At 68.3% G+C, this 21838-nt stretch carries 11 protein-coding genes and 2 tRNA genes; 5 read left to right on the forward strand and 8 right to left on the reverse strand.

The genetic code is table 11. From position 1 onward, the window contains the following. Nucleotide 1 precedes the first annotated feature (1 nt). Nucleotides 2-841 (forward strand): YdcF family protein, encoded by an 840-nt coding sequence (locus YM304_RS22145; RefSeq protein WP_015440895.1) that lies wholly within the window; start codon nucleotides 2-4, stop codon nucleotides 839-841. A 36-nt stretch (nucleotides 842-877) separates the two neighbouring features. On the opposite strand, the gene YM304_RS06685 is transcribed toward YM304_RS22145, so the two are convergent. Then, nucleotides 878-952 (reverse strand) — tRNA-Gln (locus YM304_RS06685). 141 nt (nucleotides 953-1093) lie between these two features. Between YM304_RS06685 and YM304_RS06690 the strand changes: the two genes are divergently transcribed. Both YM304_RS06690 and YM304_RS06695 read left to right on the forward strand, forming a co-directional pair. Continuing rightward, nucleotides 1094-1169 (forward strand) — tRNA-Glu (locus tag YM304_RS06690). 111 nt (nucleotides 1170-1280) lie between these two features. Continuing rightward, a complete protein-coding gene (locus tag YM304_RS06695; protein WP_015440896.1) occupies nucleotides 1281-2642 on the forward strand; it encodes a carotenoid oxygenase family protein in 1362 nt (453 codons plus the stop codon). Nucleotides 2643-2645: 3 nt separating this feature from the next. On the opposite strand, the gene YM304_RS06700 is transcribed toward YM304_RS06695, so the two are convergent. Both YM304_RS06700 and YM304_RS06705 read right to left on the reverse strand, forming a co-directional pair. Further along, nucleotides 2646-2936, reverse strand: a complete 291-nt coding sequence (locus YM304_RS06700) for a hypothetical protein (RefSeq protein ID WP_015440897.1) — start codon at nucleotides 2934-2936, stop codon at nucleotides 2646-2648. 107 nt (nucleotides 2937-3043) lie between these two features. Beyond that, nucleotides 3044-3556 (reverse strand): hypothetical protein, encoded by a 513-nt coding sequence (locus tag YM304_RS06705; protein WP_015440898.1) that lies wholly within the window; start codon nucleotides 3554-3556, stop codon nucleotides 3044-3046. 72 nt (nucleotides 3557-3628) lie between these two features. Between YM304_RS06705 and YM304_RS06710 the strand changes: the two genes are divergently transcribed. Next, nucleotides 3629-4135 (forward strand): nitroreductase family protein, encoded by a 507-nt coding sequence (locus YM304_RS06710; RefSeq protein ID WP_015440899.1) that lies wholly within the window; start codon nucleotides 3629-3631, stop codon nucleotides 4133-4135. Between the two features lie 12 nt (nucleotides 4136-4147). Here the strand turns inward: YM304_RS06710 and YM304_RS06715 are convergent, their stop codons facing one another. Next, nucleotides 4148-5737 carry a trypsin-like peptidase domain-containing protein gene (locus YM304_RS06715; protein WP_083908245.1) on the reverse strand — a complete coding sequence of 530 codons (1590 nt, stop codon included), beginning with the start codon at nucleotides 5735-5737 and terminating at the stop codon, nucleotides 4148-4150. Between the two features lie 22 nt (nucleotides 5738-5759). Then, on the reverse strand, nucleotides 5760-6032 hold the full coding sequence (locus YM304_RS25555; RefSeq protein ID WP_231897665.1) for a hypothetical protein: 273 nt from the start codon (nucleotides 6030-6032) through the stop codon (nucleotides 5760-5762). Here YM304_RS25555 and YM304_RS06720 point away from each other — a divergent pair. Continuing rightward, entirely contained in the window at nucleotides 5976-7328 is a 1353-nt protein-coding gene (locus YM304_RS06720) for an HNH endonuclease signature motif containing protein (RefSeq protein ID WP_231897652.1), read from the forward strand. The genes YM304_RS25555 and YM304_RS06720 overlap by 57 nt on opposite strands. 4 nt (nucleotides 7329-7332) lie before the next feature. Here the strand turns inward: YM304_RS06720 and YM304_RS06725 are convergent, their stop codons facing one another. From YM304_RS06725 to YM304_RS06735, 3 genes are read right to left on the reverse strand one after another with little or no spacing between them, the layout of a single operon-like run. After that, nucleotides 7333-14532, reverse strand: coding sequence for a type I polyketide synthase (locus tag YM304_RS06725; protein ID WP_015440902.1), 7200 nt, complete (start codon nucleotides 14530-14532; stop codon nucleotides 7333-7335). 27 nt (nucleotides 14533-14559) lie between these two features. Then, complete coding sequence (locus YM304_RS06730; protein ID WP_015440903.1) at nucleotides 14560-20181, reverse strand: type I polyketide synthase; 5622 nt, start codon at nucleotides 20179-20181, stop codon at nucleotides 14560-14562. A 22-nt stretch (nucleotides 20182-20203) separates the two neighbouring features. Then, nucleotides 20204-21838 carry a PfaD family polyunsaturated fatty acid/polyketide biosynthesis protein gene (locus YM304_RS06735; protein WP_015440904.1) on the reverse strand — a complete coding sequence of 545 codons (1635 nt, stop codon included), beginning with the start codon at nucleotides 21836-21838 and terminating at the stop codon, nucleotides 20204-20206.

The following is a 21838-nucleotide window of genomic DNA, read 5'->3' on the forward strand; positions in this document are numbered from 1 at the left end:
CATGTCATCGCCGTCGGAATCGGGAGCGCAGCGCCGACCCGGTGATCGCGGTTCGGCCGAGCTCCACGACGAGGTCGAGTCGCATCGCACGATCGGCGAGGTGTCGACCGTCGATCCGACGCCGTCGCACCCACCCGGGATTCCCCACGAGGTGCTCGACGCCGATGCGCATCGTGGCGATGGTTCCTACGATCACACGCCGTCGGGTTCGCTCGCCGTGGTGCGACGGCGTGTGTGGCTGCGGGTGCTGCAGGCGGGCTTCGCCCTGTTCGCTCTGTCGGTCGTCTACTACCTGATCTCGCTGTACCAGGTGTGGTCGGTGGGCCGCGCCGATCAGCAGCAACCGGTCGACGCCATCGTGGTCATGGGGGCCGCGCAGTACGACGGTCGTCCGTCGCCGCAGTTGGCGGCGCGACTCGATCACGTGGTCGAGCTGTGGCCCGAGGGGCTCGCCCCGCTCGTCGTGGTGACCGGGGGCAACATTCCCGGCGACCGGTTCACCGAAGCGTCCGCGTCTGCGGCGTACCTGATCGAACGGGGCGTGCCCGACGCGTCGATCCTGCGTGAAGACGAGGGTTCGAACTCCTTCGAGTCACTGGAGGCGACCGCAGCGATGCTGGCCGAGCGAGGCCTCGACGAAGTGTTGATCGTGACCGACCCGTACCACGCACTGCGCAGCCGAGAGACCGCCGAGGAGCTGGGACTGACCGCACGGGTGTCGTCGACCGACACCTCGGTGGTGGGAGGCAGCGATGCGGTCGGACGGCATCTCGAGGAAGCGGCGGGCGTGGCGATCGGCCGGATCATCGGCTTCGAACGGCTCGCCGATCTCGTCGACTGAAAACCCAAACGGCCGACCCGGAGGTCGGCCGTTCGATGGTTGGGGTGAAGGGAATCGAACCCCTAATAACAGAACCAGAAACTGTCGTGTTGCCAATTACACCACACCCCAAGGTGCTGTGGACGCTGGTTCGCTCTCACGAACCGGTGACCGGTGCGACGCTCAATGTTACCGACCGCTGCTGCAGTAGCAACGTCGGATTCGGCGCGTGCGAACGTGTCGACCGGGCGATATCGTCGTTCCCCGCAGCAGGTCCCGTTCGTCTAGAGGCCTAGGACTCCACCCTCTCAAGGTGGCAGCACGGGTTCGAATCCCGTACGGGATGCCAAGCAATCAGAGCCACTCTTCCGCTGGAAGAGTGGCTCTGCTGGTTTTCGGGCCCGGCCGGTCCGCTCCTTCCGGGCCGCCCGCTCGGATGGCGTTCTGTCAGGATGTGGAAATGACAGACACCGACATCGACGCCCGTCCGGAGCAGGGGCATGTTCCGTGGTACGTCGACGGGAACTTCGGGCCCGTCTTCGACGAGGTCACCGACCTCGACCTGCGAGTCACGGGTTCGATCCCGCCATCGTTGTCGGGGCGTTACCTGCGCACCGGGTCCAACCCGCCCTCGGGGATGTCGAGCCACTGGTTCGCCGGCGACGGCATGGTGCACGGCGTGCGTATCGAGGCCGGCAAGGCCGTCTGGTATCGCAACCGGTACGTGCAGACCACCAAGCTCCAGCGGGGGTTGGATGCGAGCGATCCGGAGGTGATGCTCGACCCGACAGCGAGTTCGGCGAACACGAGCGTGCAGGCGCATGCCGGACGGATCTGGGCGCTCGAAGAACTGCACCTTCCGTACGAGTTGAGCCCCGAACTCGACACGATCGGCAGCGACGACTTCGGCGGCAAGCTCACCACGGCGTTCACCGCCCACCCCAAACTGTGTCCCGAGACCGGCGAGCTGCACTTCTTCGGCTACTCCCCGCTGCCGCCCTTCCTGACCTATCACGTGCTCGATGCCAACGGAGCGCTCGTGCATTCCACCGAGATCGAGGTGCCGAAGGGCACGATGATGCACGACTTCATGATCACGCGCGACCACGCCATCTTCATGGATCTGCCGATCGTGTTCGATCTCACGAACATGGAGTCGCCGATCGGCTGGGACGACACCTACGGCGCGCGCATCGGCATCATGCCGCGCATGGGCACCAACGCCGACATCCGTTGGTTCGAGATCGACCCGTGCTACGTGTTCCACCCGCTCAACGCCTACGTGGAGGACGATGTGGTCGTCTGCGATGTGGGTCGCCACGCGTCGATGTCGATGCAACCGGAGGTCTACACCCCTCCGGCACACCTGCACCGTTGGACGTTCGACCTGACGACGGGTGCCGTCAACGAACAGCGGCTCGACGAGTTGACGCACGCCTTCTCGCGTGTCGATGACCGAGTCGTCGGCCTGAAGCATCGGTACGGCTGGGGTGTGAGCCACCGCGACGGCAGCGAAACGACGCTTCGTGAACCCGGAGTCGTCGTGAGGTGGGATGTCGTCACCGGGACCCAAGCCAACTACGACCTCGGACCCGACGCGTTCCCGAGTGAGTTCGTCTTCGTGCAAGACGATGACGCTGCCGCCGAAGACGAGGGCTGGGCGATCGGGTTCGTGTACAACGCGTCCGATGACTCCTCCGATCTCGTCATCCTCGATGCGTCAGCTCCCGGCAGCGAGCCGGTCGCTCGAATCCATCTCCCGCAGCGTGTGCCCTTCGGTTTCCACGGCACCTGGGTCGACGACTCAGCCCTCCACGCCTGACGATCAGTTGTTGATGCACACTCCGACGCCACCATTGCGATCGGAGACGTCGTAGTAGTTGCCACCTTCCTTGGCGCAGAATCGTTGGAGGCTCTCGCACACCACTCGACCAGAACAGACGAGTGTGTAGGCGGAGTAGCCGGGAGCTTCTTTGCCGGAGAAGTCGCCGATCGGGGTGACCCGCTCCGGCGGTGATGTGGGCGGGGTCGATGAGAACTCGGCTGCCGAAGCGCTCGCCCCGGTGGCGAGCACGGAGCCGACGAGTGCGGTTGCGAGAACGAACTTGTTGAACATGATGATCCTCTCAGTGCGAGGGAGCGGATTCCCCCGACATCAGTCCAGAGGGTCCGCACGACACTGTCTTGCAGTTTTCGCCGTGCCAACGGCGTCGTGGCGAAGCGTCAGCTCGCGCAGCCCGGGACTTCGAGGGTGACGCCGCTGCCGATGGTGGGCAACGTGATCGTGTAGGCGCTGACGGCCGGGTCGGCGTCCGACTGCATCCTGAAGGTGCCGTCGGGTTGCGCGACCGAGCGGAGTTCGTAGCTCAGTGGGGGTACGACCTCGGCGACGTAGTCGGCATCGCCGGTCAGGCCGCGTGCTCCGATGAGCATGAACGGGTCGCCGCCTTCGGGGCAGCTGAGCCCAGCTGCGACGAGCACGCCATCATCGGAGGTGGCCTCGACGACGTTGTCGAAGCTCTCACGAATGTTGGTGATGATGTCGCGGACCTCGTCGGCTTCCTGCTCGGCACCGCCGCTCTCCTCGGCAGGCTCCTCGGCAGGCTCGGCGGCAGGGGCCTCGGCGCCGATCGAGTCGTCGGATCCGGCGTCGTCGCTTCCCGCACAGGCGGCGATCGAGCCGGTCGATGCGAGGAGGGCGACGAGCGCGAGGGCGGGACGAGTTCGTGAGGTCATGTGCGCACCGTAGGAGACCGCCGCAGATCGTGCTCGGCAATATCACCCGGTCGAGCTGCAAGAATCCGGAGCATGTCGGATCTTCGTCTCCAAGCGACACGAACGTTCTCGGCTGAATCGCCGTCGAGGAGTTTGGTGGCGGAGCTCCTCGACGAGGCTCGGTGGTGTGGGTCTGCTCGCAATCGCCAACCGTGGCAACTCTTCGTCGTCACGGCACCGGACATGCGCTCGGCGCTCGCCTCCCACGCTCCGTATGGGGCGCATCTCGCCAACGCTCCCGTCGTGGTCGTGGTAGGCCTCGATCATCACCGCGGCGGCGCCGACACCGAACTCGACGGTGGACGACTCGTGCAGACACTGCTGCGGTCGTGCGCTGACCGGGGGCTCGGTTCTTGCCCGGTCACCTTCTTTCCGGCGACGGCCGAACAAGCCGTGCAACGGATCGTCGGCGCGCCCGACACCGTGAGTACTCGAACAGCGGTCGCGATCGGCTGGCCCGGCGACCCGCCACCCGGCGTCCCTGCGATTCCTGTCGGACGACGCCCGCCGGAACAGGTGATCCGCTGGCTGTCGGGCTGAAGCCATTCGCAGTCAGTCGGGGAGCGCCGCGTCGAAGGTGGCGATCGCTCGCTCGGCGATCACGAAGTCGGCGTCGTCGACCACTTGGATCTGGAGCAGGACCAGCGACCGTCCGTCGGGACGGGTCGCCGCGATGTTGAGCAGTTGGGTGGTGGTGCCACCGCACTCGCCGAGCGTCTCGGAACGGCCGATGAATGCGCCGTCGTCGGTAGCGAAGTCGACCCGGCCCAGCGACGAGCACTGATCGCTCAGCAGGTCGTCGAGCGCGGTGTCGAGGTGGTCGATGCCGCGGTCGGGGTCGAGGTCGAGGATCAACCCGGGAACGTCCCACGTCGTCAGAAATCCATCGAGGTCGGGGGAGACCGCGAGGTTCGGGCCGAGGCGTTGATTCGGGCTGCCGTCCCGCTCTTCCCAGCTGGCCGGGATCTCGACCCCGATCGACTCCGAGTCGTCGGCGACGAACTCGTAGGCCTCGCCGCCAGCAGCATCGTCGCCTGTCGCCGTCGGATCGACGCTGAGCGCTTCGCCGCCGAGTGCACCGGTGAGCACCTCGCCGGTGGCGGTCCGCAGCACCTCGAGATCGAGTCCGTCGGCTGAACCGGCTGAACGCAGCACGTCGCAGTAGGTCTGCAGCGTCGGGTCGAGGCCCAGGGCCTCGCCGCCGAGCGACGTGATCAGATCGCCTGCCTGCACGCCCGCCGACTCGGCCGGCGTGCCTGGCCGCACACCGGAGACCCAGACGCCACCGACCGTGTCGTCTGACGCCGCCTCGCCGTCGATGCCGATCGACTCGACATCACCGTCCATGAGTCGATCGACGATGTCGGCGGCCACCGACGCGGCGATCGCTGAGTTGATGTCGTTGTCGTCGTCGCCCGCGAAGTTGACGCCGACCACGTCACCCTGCTCGTCGACCAGCGGTCCACCCGAGCTTCCGCCTCGGATCCGTGCGTCGTGCTCGATCACGCCGTCGACGGCGACCCACACGTCGCTGGCCGTTCGCCCGGCGGTGTTCACGATGCCGGCCGTGAGCGTGTAGTCGGCGTCGAGCGGGTCGGTGTCGAGGTTGAGCGGGTAACCGGCTGCGAACACCTTCAGCCCAGGGTTGAACGGCTCAGTCCGCCAGTCGAGAGCCGAGTACCCGTCCCCGGCGAGGTCGAGCAGCACGAGATCGTTGCATTCGGAGACGCCGACGACCGTGGCATCGATCGGCTCGTCGGAGTCGAGGAGGTAGGCGGTGACGTTGTCGTACTGCGCCATGGAGTGCAGCGTGGCGACGACGAGACCGTCGGAGTGCACGATGAAACCCGAGCCGATCTTGCCAACCAGTTCGGCATCGGTCGAGAACGGTTCGAGGGGCGAGCCCTCCGTGATCAGCTTCACGGTCGCAGGAGCGACGTCGTCGACTGTTCCGACCGGTGGGGCTGTCGTCGTGGTGGTGGACTCGGCCGTGGTCGTCGTCGATTCGGGCTCAGTGGTGGTGTCGAGTGTTGCCGGATCGCCGCTGCCGCCACACGAGGCGGCGAGGAGCGCGACCGCCAGCGGGGCGGCATGGCGCAGCAACCGTCGGCCCGGCGCGTGTCGGCAGCGTCCGGTCCTCATGGCCGCCGACAGTAGCGGTCGCTTAGAACCCGCTGTCGTGAGAAACCCGGACAACCGCTCCAGTGCCCGGCGAGAAGCTCATTGAATCCAGAGAGTAGAACTTGTGATCGAACATATGTTCGAGTAGGATGAAATCATGTTCGACCACCGGATCGCGGAGCTCTTGGAGCTGGATGATTCGGGTTTGGATGCGCAGATTCGTGAACTCGAGTCGCAGCGCCGTCGCCTCGACGCGGAGATGGCTGCGACGATTGCGGTCGCCGAACATCGCACGCTCAACGCTGTCGATGGTCACCGTTCGATGAGCGCCTATCTGCGAGCAACGTGCAACTGGTCGAAGGCACAGGCTGCCCGGTTCCGCTCGGCCGCACACCTCGTCAACACCCACTCGGTGGTCGGTGATGCGTGGATCCACGGGCGCATCGGTGAGATTCAGGTGAGCACGCTGTCGAAGCTCCACCGGAACCGACGTGTCAACGAACGACTCGGCGAGGCCATCGATCAACTGGTGGTGCATGCCGAGACGCTCCCGCTCGCCGACTTCGAGGTCGTCGCCGCCAGGTTCGCCACTCTGGCCGACCAGGACGGAGCGTTCGACACCCGTCCAGACGTCGAGCAACGGAGTGCGACCGTCACCGACGTCGCCGGATGCCTGCACGTGCGGGCGAACGGCGGCGACCCGCTCGAAGCCGCCGAGTTCATTGCCATCGTCGAGCGATTCGTCGAGGCCGAATTCCGCCACGACCAGCAGGTCCGTCACGACATGGAGGAGGCGGTCGCCAACGGCGACGTCGTGTTCCCGCCGCTTCGTTCACGCGCTCAGCGAACGCACGACGCCCTCCTCGCCATGGCTCGAGCCGGCGCGGCACACGAGGGCATGATCAACCCCGCCGAGCCGCTCGTGTCGGTCCTCGTCGATCAGCAGACCATGGCGTGGATCATCGCCCACTCCGGTCTTGGTGCATCGACCTCGCTGAGCGGTGAGTCGATCGATCCGTTCACCGGCCTCGCTCGACCCTCCGAGTTCCTCGACGATCTGCTCGGCGATGTCGACACGCTGCTCGATCGGCGCTGCGAAACCGACACCGGCATCATGTTGAAGCCGGCCGATGTGCTCCGTGCCGTGATGTCCGGTCACATGCGACGCATGGTGCTCGACGGTGATCGTGTTCCGGTCGATCTCGGTCGGTCGAGGCGGGTCTTCGCCGGGCCGGCCCGGGCGGCGGCGAAGCTGCTGGTGCCGTGGTGCGAACACCCTGGCTGCGACCTTCCGGCCGCGCTGTGTCAGGTCGATCACTCGGTCGAATGGCAGCTGCTCGGCTCGACCGATCAGGCGAATGCCGGGCTCCGATGTGGTTTCCACAATCGGGAGAAGAGTCGTTCGAAACGAAGAACCCGACGCGACCGGCGCGGGCTCATGCACACCTCACGACCAGACGGCACCATCATCTTGCCCGTCGGATGCCGGCCGCCCACGTTTCCATCTGACGACGATCCCGACGACGCCGGTACGAGTTGCGACGCGGAAGAGACCCGAGTCATGGAAGAAGCCGCCCGCAACCGGCTCCGTCTGGTCGCCTCGGAGCGATAGCTCGCTATGCCGTCGGCGGGAGCTTGTGCGTTTCGACGCCTTCGAGCAGTGCGACAAGTGAGCCGGTTGCCGATCGGATCGAGATGTCGCAGGCGACCATGGTGGCGGTGGCACGCCGTCCGGTGACCGTGGCGGCGTACGGACCCCGGCCGGGGGCATCGAACACGCGGACGCTACCGATGGCAGTGGGGAGCGAAGGGCCACCGAGTTGCCGGTCGGTCCAGAGCAGGGCGAGTTGCAGCGCGCCGTCGAGGAGGGCCGGATCGGTCGCCCACGGCTCGTCGGGCCACCCGGCTTCGTGGAGTCCGGAGAGTTCGGCGTCGAGGCCGGTTGCCGAGACCGACGAGACGTTCTCGATGACCTGGAAGGCCGGACCGTGGAACAGGATCTCGCCGCCATAGATCTCACCGGTCCAGGTCTCACCGGGCTCGGACTCCGCCGCCGGCTCGAACGCGGCATGGCGAGGCGGCTCGGGGGTGAGTTCGGCGTTGCACCGGTAGTGGACTCGGCCGGTCGCCGCGTCGGTGAGTTCGAGCGCGAGCGTGCGGCCGTCGGCGGTCTCGGTCGACGTTCGGACCGATGCCCCGAGGTCGAGGTGGCCGCCGGTGTCATACCCGTCGACGACGAGGCCGCTGAGGACTCGGAGGTCGGTCAACCGTGCGAGATGCAGCCCGCTGGCCTGTGCGTTCGCCAACCGGGTGAACCATTCGAGCACCAGCACCACCGGTACGACGGGCGTGCCGTCGATCGCGTGGTCGACGAGCTGCGGGTACCGCTCACGGTCGACCGTGATCGCGAGCGGGATCTCGAGCGTGTCGGTGACCAGCCGCATGCCCATGTTCGACACCTCGTAGATGCGCAGGCCGTCGCACCACAGCGATCCGGCGCCGATCACGAACGGACCATGGTCGTCGACGCCGACCTCGGTGATCTCCATCACCGTGGTGATCGCCGAGTTCTTCGGGGTGACCTGGCCGCGGTAGGTCCACGTCATCGGTGCGCCGAGCAGGATCGGCTCGAAACGGGCGTCGGTGAGGCCCGCGTCCATGTCGGTGTCGAGCATGAAGAACTGCAGCAGCTGGAGCAGCGCTTCGATGCCGAGCGAGCCGGGCTGCACCGGATCCTGGAAGAAGTGGGCCTTGAAGAACCACTCGGAGACGTCGACGTCCTTCTCGCCGACGACCACACCCAGACCATCTGCCCCAGCACCTCGGAGATGCGTGGCGCGATCGAGCATCAGCAGCATGTCGCCGGCGAGGCGAGCAGAACCCGAGCAGTACCGTTCCGGTCGCAACGTCAGATCGGTCGTGGTGCTGTCGCTGCCATCGGCCAGCGCGAGCGTGGCTCGGTGAGCGTCGGTGATCGGCAGGCCGACCTGGTCTTCGAACGCTGCAGGCGGGAAGAACCCGAACACCGTGGACATCGTGTAGACGACGCGATCGCCGAGCGAGCACTCCACCTCGAATCCTTCGACGATCATGCCGCCGGCGCGTGACACGCTGGTGAGTTCGACTCGGGTGGTGAGAGTGCCGGAGGTGCGGGTGAGTTCGCTCACGAGCGTGCCGGTGCCGTCGAGGTTGCGGAACAGCATGTCGTCGGTGCTGTCGGTGACCGACCCGACGGCCGACGCCACCCAGCCACACGGTTGCAACGCGGCTTCGAGCAGCACCGCGTACGGCATGACTTCCGCACCGTTCTCGTCGAAGTACCAGGCGTCGTCGGGGATGTCGTAGTCGCAGACGATCTTCATGCCGGCTCTGCAGTCGTCGAGTTCGCCGTCGATGCTCGTCACGCGACTGATGAAGTGGTACGGCTCGCCCGGCAGGCGCGGCGAGCGCCTGGTCGGGTCGAAGTCGGCATACATCGACCCGAACGCGTCCGACGGCTTGCCCCACGCACACGAGATCATCGCCTTCCAGTCGAACGGGAAGCCGTGGGCGTCGGTGGCGACGACCACCTCGGTGGCGGGCGCGGCGACAGGTCGTTCGGCGACCTCGGGCATCGTGGTGAGCGGCCAGCCCGGAACGAGCTCGACGCCGATCCGATGCGCGTGGAACGCCGGCTTGCCATCGACGAAACCGAGCACGTCGCAGATGATCGTCGGATGCGGCCCGTCCCAGATCTCCTCGACGTACAGCTCGTACGCCATCTGCTCGGTCTGCGGGTTGATCTCACCACGACACTTCAGCTCGAAGGGCTGCTCGGGCAACGGCTGGAAGCGCCACCCGTCGGCGCGGGCGGTGTGGCCGGTTGCTGCGAGATAGAACGACATCGCCTCGATGCACGCTTCGACCATGAAGTTGCCGGGCATGCACGGGTCGTTCTTGAAGTGTCCATCGAAGAACCAGGCGTCGTCGGCCACGGTGGTCTCGCAGCGCATGAACCCACGCCCCCACGGCCCGCCTCGCGGATCGAACTCGGTGACCTCGTCGATGAACAGTTGGTCGCCGGCCTGGATGGTGGGGGTGCGGGTGTGGGTGTGGGCCCATTCGAAACCCGGTCCGAAGCAGTCGACGACGCGGCCTTCGCTGAAGGCACGCACCTCGTCGCGCCCGAACGACCGCTTCGTGCCGTCGATGACCGGAGGATCGACGCGAGCATCGGCTCGAAGTGCTGACGCCCCGGACTCGGGAGTCCAGAGCGCGCCCTGGGCGTCTCGGAGTTCCTGGCCGGTGAAGAACCCGGCCTGCGCGTCGCGGACGGTCAGCCGTCGTGCCCCGTCGACGATGCAGTCGTACTCGAAGAAGAAGAGCCGGATGTCGCCGTGCTTCGCGTGCCCGGTGATGCGGATCTCGTACTCGAGCGTGTCGCCGGCCGTCGGCAGGTCGCCGTGGTACACGAGGGTGCAACCGAGGAGTCGGTAGGCGCGCTCGCCCTGATTGAGCAAGTCGATGCCCATGTAGCTGATCAGCAGCAGGTCGGCTTGGCCCGATTCGATCATGAACCCGGCGGGCATGTAGCCGCCGTTGAGATACCAGGCATCGCGTTCGACGTCGGTCTCGGTCCAGATGGTGCCAGTGCCGAGCACGCCCGGCTCGGCATCGAGGCCGGTGACCCGGTCGGCGAGGAGCAGCGGCGGTTCCGGCATGCGGCACTGGATGGCGTACTGGTCCTGCGGCTCGAACATCGGTCCGAACAGCTCGGAGATCCGGCCCGACGAGTGGATCTGCAGCTGGGTTTTGTCCCACTTCGGTCCGGGCAGCGTCGGCACGGCTGGCGGAGGTGGCGCGGCTGGTGGGGGCGGCTCGTCGACCGCGATCCTCAGGCCGTTGTGCGTGAGGAGGGCGAGCGAGTTGCCGCGGGTGGCCAGGAAGCGCTCGTGCATCGCCGCTTGCTGGGCCACGAACGCATCGTGCAGTTCGGTCATCGCCGTGATCTGCGCGAGGAGTGTCGCTGCCGCACCGGTCGGCTCGGCGGTCGGCGGCGGTGTGACCGTGGCGAAGACCGACGGGAGCGTGGGCGCCGGTGGCATCGGCTGCAGCTGCTGCGCGGGTGGCGCCGGGAGGCGGGCCGGTTCGGGATGGGCCGGGAACGACATCACCGGGCCGTCGTGCGTGACCTCCGACGGCTCGGCGGGTCGAAGACGTTCGGTGAGCGCCTCGTGGTCGACAGCGATGCCGGCGGCGACGAGGGCGGCACACACTTCGAAGATCTGCTCGATGTCGCTGTCGCGTCGGTCGAGATGTACGGCCAGCACGTCGTGGCCGTCGAGGATCTCGTTGATGAAGTTGCTGCAGGCGCTCGACGGGCCGTGTTCGACGAAGACCCGGACTCCGTCGTCGTACGCGGCGCGAATGGTCGCAGGGAAGTCGACGGTGTTCTCCGCTTGTGCCGTGATCGCCTCGGCGCAGGCCTCGGTGCTCACGTCGTAGGCGCCGCCGACGCCGTTCGAGTAGAACCGGACGCCCTCGGCAGGCGTGACCTGCCGGGTGTGTACCGCGAGCCAGGGTTCGTGGAACGCGGCGCGCACCTCCGGAACGTGGCAGGCCAGGTTGTAGCCGACCGGTCGGCAGCGCTGCGTTCCGAACTCCTCGACGAGTCGTCGACACAACCCGGCGTCGCCGCTGATCACGACGTCGCGTGCCGTGTTGATGAGCATCAGGTGCACGTGCGGCTCGTCGGCGATCGCGGCGCGCACGTCGTCGACCGGCGCGAGGATGTTCCACACCGCCCAGTCGACGTGGTCGACCTCCCACGCTCGGGCGACGGCCGCGAACTCGACACCGATCTCGCGGTCGAGCATGCCGGTGTCGACGATTTCGCGACGCATGGCGTCCATGTCGGTCCAGACACCGAATGCGTACAGCGAGTTGGTCTCGCCCGACGAGTAGCCGATGGCGGCCGTCGGACGCAGCCCGAGCAGCCCGAGCGTCAGCTGAGCGTGCGCCTGGCTGAGCAGTGCGGTGCCCCACAGGTAGTCGGCGGGGAGCGGCTCGTGGGCGGGGTCGTGGACCCACCGCGACACGTCGCCGAGCGGGAAGTGCGTGGAGATCGGCGTGGCCAACTCGGGAAGCGCACGGAGCAGCTGTGTGCCCATGCCGTGATAGGCCGCTCCGCCGGCGGTGAACACGAACGCCATCTCGCCGTCGAGCGGAGTCGAGCGGTAGCTGATCCCCGAGCCGGCGGGACGGCCGTCGGCGATGTGCCGGCGGGCACGCTCGGCACGCTCGGCGAACTGCTCCTCGCTGTCGGCGACGATCACGAGTCGAGCGGGGCCCACATCGGATGCTCGGCCGCTGTCGAGTGCCGCCAGCACGGACGCAGCATCGGTTCCGGAGAACACGTGCAGCTTCGGTGGTGCGGTGCGGCTGGGCGCACGGTGGTCGCTCGCCTCGGCCAGCAGGATCGAGCGCGGCACGATCCCGTCGATGGCGGCGGTCTCGACCGACACGGTTCTCGGTCCGGCACCGTCGGGGAGCCCGCTGCCCGATTCCGGGTTCGAGGCGAGCAACGGTGCGCCTCCGACGGTGGTCCGATGTCGAAGCGCCACGGCAGCGGCAGCGACGTGTACCAGGCCCGACGCTGCGTGCGCGTGTCCGAACAGATCGGTCACGTGGGCGTCGAGGCGCAGGTCGCCGGTGGTGTCGACCTGGTCGTCGCAGATCACGGCATGGATCGTGTTGCCGTCGCGTTCGGCATCGTCGAGTCGTTTGACGACCAGCATCACGGCAGCGTCACCGGGAGGTCGGGACACGTCGTCGATCAGGTCGGTAGCGGCGCGATGGGCGGGGTCGCAGGAGAGGTCGACTGCGCCGACGAGTGCCGCGTCGATGTCGCCGACTCGAAGGGACCGGACGGCGAGCCCGAGCGCGTCGAGTCCGCTGTGCTCCTCGGCGCTGACCGTGAAGCTGGGGCCGGCGACGTCGAACTGACTGTTGAGCCGGTTGGCCACGAGGTTCGGCATCGTGCCGAGCACGCCGGGAGCGCCGAGCGCGGGTCCGATCGCGTCGCGCGCCTCGGCGACCCAGTCGGCGTCGTGACCGAGCTTCCGAGCCAGCGTGGCGACACGCCAGCGGATTCCGAAGCGCGCCGCTTGCGGGTCGGTGCCCATGCCGACGTACACCCCGGTCCGGTCGCGGGGGAGCGTCCCCGACTCGTCGAGCGCCTCGTCGGCGACCTGGAGCATCGCGAGCTGCTGCGCGAGCGCAGCCTTCAGGTCGTTGGGCGGGAACTTCTGTGCGGCGAGGCGCAGTTCGATGTCGGGCATGCGGCCGAGCCCGTCGTCGTCGAGGCACGATGTGGCATCGATGATCGCGTCGGTGAACGCCTCGCGTCCGACGGCCGATGCGGCAGTGATGCCGATGCCGACGATCGCGATCGGGCACGCAGCCCGGGGTTCGTCGGCGACTCGTCCGACGAGCGCCGCCGCCGACGCGGGTTCTTCGATGACGAGGTGCGCGTTGTTGCCGCCGAAGCCGAACGCCGACACGCCGGCCCGCAACACGCCGTCGGGGCTGTCGTCGCGGTTCCAGGGCTCGGCGTCGCGGAGCACGCGGAACGGCGATCGGTCGAGCGCGTCGATGGTCTGCTCGACGTGCAGCGTCGGTGGCCGAACCTGGTGGCGCATCGCCTCGATCACCTTGATCACGCCGGCGACACCTGCGGCGGTGATGAGGTGTCCGGTGTTCGACTTCAGCGATCCGATCGGCACGTCGCGGCACTCGCCGTAGACCTGTGCGCTCGACTCGAGTTCGGTGGCGTCACCGATCGGGGTGCCTGTGGCGTGACATTCGAGCAGCGTCACATCGGTCGGGTCGAGGCCGGCCACCTCGAACGCTTCGCTCATCGCTCGGACCTGGCCGTCGCTCGACGGCACCAACATCCCGCGGCCTCGCCCGTCGTTCGACAAGCCGACACCGCGGATGATGCCGTGGATCGTGTCACCGTCGGCGACGGCGTCGTCGAGGCGGCGCAGCGTGACGAATCCGCAGCCTTCGGCGGGGACGAGCCCGTCGGCATCGGGATGGAACGGCCGCGACCGACCGGTGCGGCTCAACGCGTTGAGCGCCGTGAATCCCTCGTGGATGAACAGGTCGTCGGCGCAGTTGACCGCTCCGGCGAGCATGAGATCAGCGGTGCCGTGGTGGAGGCGGTCACAGGCCAGCTTGATCGCGTACAGGCTGCTCGCACATGCCGCATCCAGGGCGAACGCGCCTCGCCCCAATCCGAGGGCTCGTTCGAGCAACAGGGCGGGCAGGCCCGACGTGAAGCGATTCCGGGCACCGGCGAGGTCGATGGCGCCATCGCGCGATGCGACGCCGAGGTCGCGGAGCGTCACGGCTTCGACGAAGTCGGCCATGCCCGCCGACGGGAACGACAGGTTGCCGAAGATCGCGCCGAAGCGAGCCGGATCGAGCCCGTCGTGCCCCGCGTCGCGCAGCGCTTCGCGCGCTGTGTGGAACGTCCACTGGAACACGGGGTCGAGCGAGCGGATCTCGTCGGCCGGGATCTCGAATCCGGTGGGATCGAAGACCGCGTCGAAGTCGTGGACGTAGCCGCCTCGATCCGACCAGGTCCGGTCGGTGCTGTCGGTACCGGTGGCGTCGCACATGACGTCGGCGGGGTCCATTTTCCACCGGTCGGCGGGGACGCGTGAGATCAGATCGTCGCCGGCGGCCACACGATCCCAGAGCGCGGTCGGCGACAGCGCACCGGGCAGCACGCAGGCGCGACCGACAATTGCGATCGGCGCGAATCGGCTCATCGGTGAGCCCTCACCGGCAGACCGAGGTCATGCACTGACCTGGGCGAGCGGCGCCGCAGTGGTCACCGAGGTGGTGAGCACCCCGCCACCGAGTACCACCTCGACCTGGTCGGACTGCGGGCTCGACAACTCGTCGACGAGCATCTGCGCTCCGACCTGCAGGTCGATCAGTTCGACGCCCAGCGCCTCGAAGTGCCGCTTCAGTGTGGGCGTGACCATGCCTCCGGCCCAGGGGCCCCAGCCGAGCGACTTGACGAGGCATCGGTCGCCCCGTCGCGCTCGTTCGCTGATGGCGACCTTGTTGAGCACGTCGTTGGCCATCGCGTAGTCGGCCTGTCCGACGTTGCCGGTCCGCGCTGCGACCGACGAGAAGAGGCACAACACCTTCAGGTCGTCGGCAGCGGTCGCCGAGAGCAGGTTGCGGAGCCCGACCACCTTCGTGTCGAACACGCGGTCGAACTGGTCGGTCGTCTTCTCGACGATCAACTTGTCGGCGAGCACACCGGCACCGTGGACCACCGCGGTGATCGCCCCGATCTCGTTGCGGATCGCTGCCAGCGTCTGCTCCACGGCGGCGAGGTCGGTGATGTCGACGGCGCGGTAGTGCGCGGCGCCACCGGCGTGTTCGATCGCTGCGATCGTCGCTCGGATCTCACGGTTGGCCGTCACCTGGCCGACCACTCGGTCGAGTTCTGCAGGGGTCACGGTGTCGCCGGCAGCGGTCGCCGCGTCGAGCGCCGCCCGCTTGAGTTCGGCGTCGTCGATGGCGGCACGGAAGTGCTCGGGTTCGTCGCCGAGTCGTGAGCGGCCCAGCAGCACGAAGGTGGCCGAGGAACTCCGGGCCAGCTCGATCATGGTGGCCGCGGTGACGCCGCGCCCACCGCCCGACACGACCACCACGTCGGACGAGTCGAGCGGCAGCGTGCCGGGCTCGACGTCGATCGGTACTGCGCTGAGCACCGCTCGGCTGCCGTCGGCGGCGATGCCGACCTCGGGCGTGGGTCCGCCACCGAGGAGTTCGACGGCGATCGATGCGGCGATGGCTTCCGGGCTCCGCTGGCCGCGCTCGATGTCGATCGCTCGCACCGTCACGTCCGGCCACTCGAGGGCTGCGGTTCTGGCCAGCGCGGCGAGGCCGCTCGACCAGACGTCGGTCGGGTGTGCGGCGGCGGACGTGCCGAAGGCGCCGTCCTGGCCGTCGACGAGGACGAGGAGTCCACCGTCGGCGGCGTTCGCTGCGAACGCCTGCGCGGTCTGGAACGCCTCGCGGTTGCGGGTGGCGGCTGCGGCGGCGTCGTCGACGGGCCGGAGATTGCCGAGGTGGATCACACCGCTGTGCGTGAGCGGGTCGTCGGTCGGGACGACGACGGTTCGCACGCCCTGGTCACCGAGCAGGGAGGCCAGCGCGGGTGCGACCCCGCCGCCGTCGTCGGTGATGGCGATCGTGCCGTCGGACAGGCCGGGTGTCGGGGCGTTGGCCATCGGGGCCGCCTCAGCGCGCACGACGAATCGCCCGAACGACGGTGTTGGCGCGGTGTCGAGTTGGTCGGTGAGGTAGTCGGTGATCTGGCCGAGGGTGGCGAGTCCGGCCATGACGCTGAGGTCGACGTCGGGGAGGTCGGGGACGAGGTCTTGCATGGCGCTGAGGATCTCGACGCGTTTGATGGAGTCGATGCCGAGGTCGGATTCGAGTTCCATGTCGCGGTCGAGCATGTCGGTGGGGTAGCCGGTGCGGTCGGAGACGACGCCGAGGAGCAGTGCGGTCATGTCGGGCGCGTCGGCCGCTGCTGCCACCGGTGCCGGTGCCGGCGCGGTGTCGAGTTGGTCGGTGAGGTAGTCGGTGATCTGGCCGAGGGTGGCGAGTCCGGCCATGACGCTGAGGTCGACGTCGGGGAGGTCGGGGATGAGGTCTTGCATGGCGCTGAGGATCTCGACGCGTTTGATGGAGTCGATGCCGAGGTCGGATTCGAGTTCCATGTCGCGGTCGAGCATGTCGGTGGGGTAGCCGGTGCGGTCGGAGACGACGCCGAGGAGCAGTGCGGTCATGTCGGGCGCGGCGGGCGCTGCTGCCACCGGTGCGGGTGCGGGTGCGGGTGCGGGTGCGGGGGCTGGTGCGGGTGTCGGTGCGGTGTCGAGTTGGTCGGTGAGGTAGTCGGTGATCTGGCCGAGGGTGGCGAGTCCGGCCATGACGCTGAGGTCGACGTCGGGGAGGTCGGGGACGAGGTCTTGCATGGCGCTGAGGATCTCGACGCGTTTGATGGAGTCGATGCCGAGGTCGGATTCGAGTTCCATGTCGCGGTCGAGCATGTCGGTGGGGTAGCCGGTGCGGTCGGAGACGACGCCGAGGAGTAGTGCGGTCATGTCGGGTGCGTCGGCCGCTGCTGCCACCGGTGCCGGTGCCGGTGCCGGGGCTGGGGCTGGGGCTGGTGCGGGTGCCGGGGCTGGCGCGGGCGCTGGAGCTGGTGCGGCGACGCGTGGCGCCGGTACGGGTGCTGCGGGTGCTGGTGGCGCGATGTCGCTCACCTCGGCTCCCGCGAGTTGGCCGAGGACGGCGATGCCCTGTTGGGCGGCGTCGAGGAACGCGCTGTGGGCCTGCGCCATCGTGTTCAGGTACGCCGTGTGCGCGGCAGCGGTCTGTTGCTGCGCGTTCTGATACGCCGCGAGCACGGCGGCGTCGGGAGCCGCCGGTGCCGGTGCCGGTGCCGGTGCCGGGGCTGGTGCAGCCGTCGCTGGTGCCGGCGTGGCGGGTGCGGGTGTGGGTGGGACGGGAGCGGTCACGGGGTTGGCCTCGGCGAGTTCGGTGAGATCGTGGGGCGGATAGGGGCTGTCGTGGTTGGAACCGGCGATGGCGATGGCCAACTTCGGGGCCTCGGCGTCGTGCGGGTTCGGCAGGTCGCCGTACTCGTCCCACAGCGCACCGAAATCCATGTCGATGCCTGCCGCCGCGAGTCGGCCGAGGCCGTTGGAGAAGGCGGCGAGTCCGCCGCGACCCTTCTTGTCGAGCGGGATCGCCTGGTGCTCGCGTCCGTCGAGGATGTTGCCGATGAGACCGGTCAGGATCGTCGACGGGCCCACCTCGACGAAGGTCCGGGCACCCCGCTCGTACATCGACTCGATCATCTCGACGAAGCGCACCGGGTTCGACAACTGTCGGGCGAGCTGAGCTCTGATCTCACCCGTGTCGGCCGGATACGGCGCAGCGGTCTCGTTGGCGTGCACCGGCACGGTGGGCGCAGCGAAGTCGACGCCGTCGAGGAACGACGCGAACGCATCGCTCGCACCGCTCACGACCGGCGAATGGAAGGCGGTGGCGACCGGAAGACGCTTGGCCGCCACACCGGCGGCAGCGAGTTCGGCCTCGATCTGTTCGATCGCGTCGGTCGGCCCCGACAACACCACCTGGCGGTGGCTGTTGTGGTTGGCCACGACGACCTCGGCACTCGACTGGTCGACGATGGAGCGAACCGCGTCGATCGTGCCGGTCACGGCGGTCATCGACCCCGAGATCTGTGCGGCCTCGGCCATGAGCACGCCGCGTTGCTTGGCGACGCGGAGCATGTCGGCGGCCGTCAACGCACCCGACGCGTGCAGCGCGGTGATCTCACCGAAGCTGTGTCCGCCGACGTGATCGGCTCGAAGGCCGATCGACTCGAGGACTCGGAGCATGGCGAGACTCGTCGCGCCGATCGCTGGTTGCGCCCAGTGTGTGGCGGTGAGCAACGACTGGTTTGCGGTGTCGGCACCCGACTCGAACGACGTGATCGGAAAAACCACCTCGTGCAGTGACCGGTCGTCCCAGTCCATGTCGGCGGCGAGGTCCCAGGCGCTGATCGCTGCCCCGGAGTTGATCGCGAGGCCGGACCCCATGTGCAGGTACTGGCTTCCCTGGCCGGGGAAGACGAACGCGACGTCGCCGGTCGCTTGCCCGGTGCCGTAGTGGATGCCGGCCGGGGTCGACATCGACTGCGCCGGGTCGCTCGCGATCCAGGCGATCGCCTGATCGAGCTTGGCGGCGAGGTCGGCCTCGTCGGTGGCGGTGATGGCGAGGCGGACGGCCGCCTCGGCGCGATACGCGCGTTGGCTGGTCTGCGCGAGATGAGCGAGGTAGCCGCCGAGGGTGGCGGCGTCGGCATGCTCGCGTGCCTGGTGCATCAGGTCGGCCGGGTCGTTTCCGCACAGCACGACGAGTTCGACGTCGGCCGTGCGCAGCCGCGGGGCGCGCGGCCCATCACCGGTGTACTCCGACAGGGTGATGTGGAAGTTCGATCCGCCGAAGCCGAACGAGCTGACCGAGCCGCGTCGCTCGTGATCGGAGCTGCGCACCCACGGACGGGTGGTGGTGTTGAGGTGGAACGGGGAGTTCTCGAGGTCGAGAATCGGGTTCGGAGCATCGATCTTGGCGGTCTGCGGCAGGACCTTGTGGTGCAGCGCCATGACGACCTTGAACAACCCGGCGGCGCCTGCAGCGGCTTTGGTGTGACCGATCTGGCTCTTCACCGAGCCGAGCGCGCACCACTGACGATCGGTGCGACCGCTCGCGTCGAACGCGAGCTCGAGGCCGCCGAACTCGGCGGCATCGCCGGCGACGGTGCCGGTGCCGTGCGCTTCGACCAGTTCGACGGTGTCGGGCCCGTAGTCCGCTTTGGAGTAGGCGTTGGTGAGCGCTCGGGCCTGACCCGACGACACGGGGGCGTACACGCTCTTCGACTTGCCGTCGGAGCTCGCGCCCACGCCGTTGACCACGCAGTAGATGTCGTTGCCGTCGCGTTCGGCGTCGTCGAGGCGCTTCAGTGCGACCATCCCGATGCCCTCGCCGAGCATGGTGCCGTCGGCCTGGTCGGAGAACGGACGGATGTCTTCGGACTTCGACAGCGCCGGTGTCTTCGAGAAGCACATGTACATGAAGATGTCGTTCATGGTGTCGACGCCGCCGGCGATGACGAGGTCGCTGTCGCCGAGGTACAGCTCGTTGACGCCCATCGAGATCGCCGAGAACGACGATGCGCACGCGGCGTCGGTGACGCAGTTGGTGCCGCCGAAGTCGAGCCGGTTGGCGATCCGGCCGGCGACCACGTTGCCGAGCAGCCCGGGGAACGTGCTCTCGGTCCACTCGGGGTGCAGCGCCAGGATCTGATCGCACGCCGCCTGCGCGGCGTTTTCGGGGATGCCGGCTCGGCGCATGCCCTGGAGCCACATGGGGCGGTTCATCCGGCTGGCCATCGCACCGAACAACTCTTGACCCGAGGTGACACCGAGGATCACCGACGCGCGGCTGCGGTCGAGTTCGCTGAACTGGCCGCGGGTTGCGTCATCGAGCACGCGCTGGGCGACGATGAGCGCCAGCAACTGCGCCGTGTCGGTGGACGGCATGACGCTCGGCGGCACACCGAATCCCAGCGCGTCGAAGTCGATGGGGTCGAGGAAGCCGCCACGCCGACCGTAGGTCTTGTCGGGGACCGACGGGTCGGGATCGTAGTGATCGTCGATCAGCCAGTGCGTCGAGGGCACGTCGGTCATCCGGTCGGCACCCGAGAGGATGTCGTTCCAGAAGCCGGTGGAGTCGATCGAGCCGGGGAACAGCGCCGACACGCCGACCACCGCGATGGGCGGTCGAGTCGTTTGCGAGGTGACGGTCGAAGTGATGGTCATCGGGTCCTTCGGAGGCGGTCGTTCAGTCGAGCGGGCGTGGGTGGTAGCGGAACGCCGGTGCGGGAACCGGCACGCCGTAGGTGCGGAACTGGTGGGCGCGGGTCGTGACGGCGGCCCCTTCGAGCAGGTTCTTCGCGACCTGGGCGACCGTCCGGTTGGCGGGGTCGTCGAGGAACGAGCCCGACACCCAGGCGTTGAACGCGCCCATCGCCGGGCCGCACCAGATCTGGAAGTCGAGGCGGCGCTCGGTCGCACCGTCGATCGACCATCGGCTCGACAGGCCCAGGTAGCTGCGGAACGTGAGCGCCATCTTGTGGCGCGGGTTTCGTTCGGCCTCGGCGACCTGCTCGGGGTCTCGCTCGTTCCAGAACTCGCGCGTGGTCCGCCACGACTCGTCGACCGAGGCACCGAGGATCTTCTGTTCGAGTTCGTCGAGTTCGTGGCGGGGGATCTCGTCGAGCGATGCGTAGGTGGTGTACAGGTCGTGCAGCCGGCGGGCTCTCGGTGCGAACATCGTGCCGCGCTTCAGGACCTGGAGGTCGACGCCGAGTTCGAACATGTCGGCCGCGGGCGCCATGGCGACGTCGGCGATGTCGGCGGCGGCGAGCATCTGCTTGCCCTCGGTCGAGAGGCCCGATTCGACGCACGCTTCGTTGACCGTGCCGGTGAGTACGTATGCCGCGCCGAGACCGAACGCGGCGGCCGCCGCCTGTGGGGTCCCGATGCCGCCGGCGGCACCCAGGCGGATCGGGCGGGTGTAGCCGTGCGCGGCGACGGCTTCGTCACGGACGGCCTGGATCGACGAGAACAACGGTCCGAGGGGTCGGTTGTCGGTGTGGCCGCCGCTGTCGCTCTCGACGGTGATGTCTTCGGCGACCGGCAGGCGGGCGGCGAGTTGCGCCTCGTCGCGGGTCAGCAACCCCTCGGCGACGAGCGCGTCGAGCATGGCCGGCGGCGCCGGGTGCACGAAGTGGCGGGCCACCTCCGGCCGCGAGATCTTCGCGAACACGGCGTTGGGGCGGCGGACGACGCCGGCGGCGTCGACGTGCACGCCGTGGTAGGCGTAGCGCACGATCGCAGGCGTGAGCGACATGTAGGCGGCCGCGGAGACGCGGCGCACACCGCGAGTGATGTAGAGGTCGGCGACCGCCGCCTCGAGTGCCGGTTCCTGTGGCGAGTGGATGAGGTTGCAGCCCCACGGGAGGTCGTCGTGGCCGAGCGCGGCGACGAGCTCGTCGATCGCTGTGCTCACCACGTCACGGCTCAGCCCGGCAGCACCGAAGAATCCGAGGCCGCCGGCGCGAGCGATCTCGATCACGAGTCGGGTGGTGGCGATGCCGTTGGCCATGGCCCCGGTGACGTACGGGAACCGGGCGCCGTGTGTCTCGTTGAAACTCCGATCGCCGAGCCACTCGGGGTACATGGCGGGGAGCGCGGCGCTCACCGGCCACGCTCCTGGCGTGTCGGCGTCGACCAGAGAGCCGCCGGTGGCGATGCCGCGCCGACCGGTCTGCGGATCGATCACCACGAACGACGGCGAACGAAACGCTTCGATCGCGCTGGTGATCTCGGCGTCGGCGAACGCGGGGGAGTCGACGCCGCGCCAACCTCCGATGATGGTGGCGCCGCCGAGGATCGGTGGTGTCGTGGTCGGCAT

Source organism: Ilumatobacter coccineus YM16-304, from assembly GCF_000348785.1.
Classification (GTDB): domain Bacteria; phylum Actinomycetota; class Acidimicrobiia; order Acidimicrobiales; family Ilumatobacteraceae; genus Ilumatobacter_A; species Ilumatobacter_A coccineus.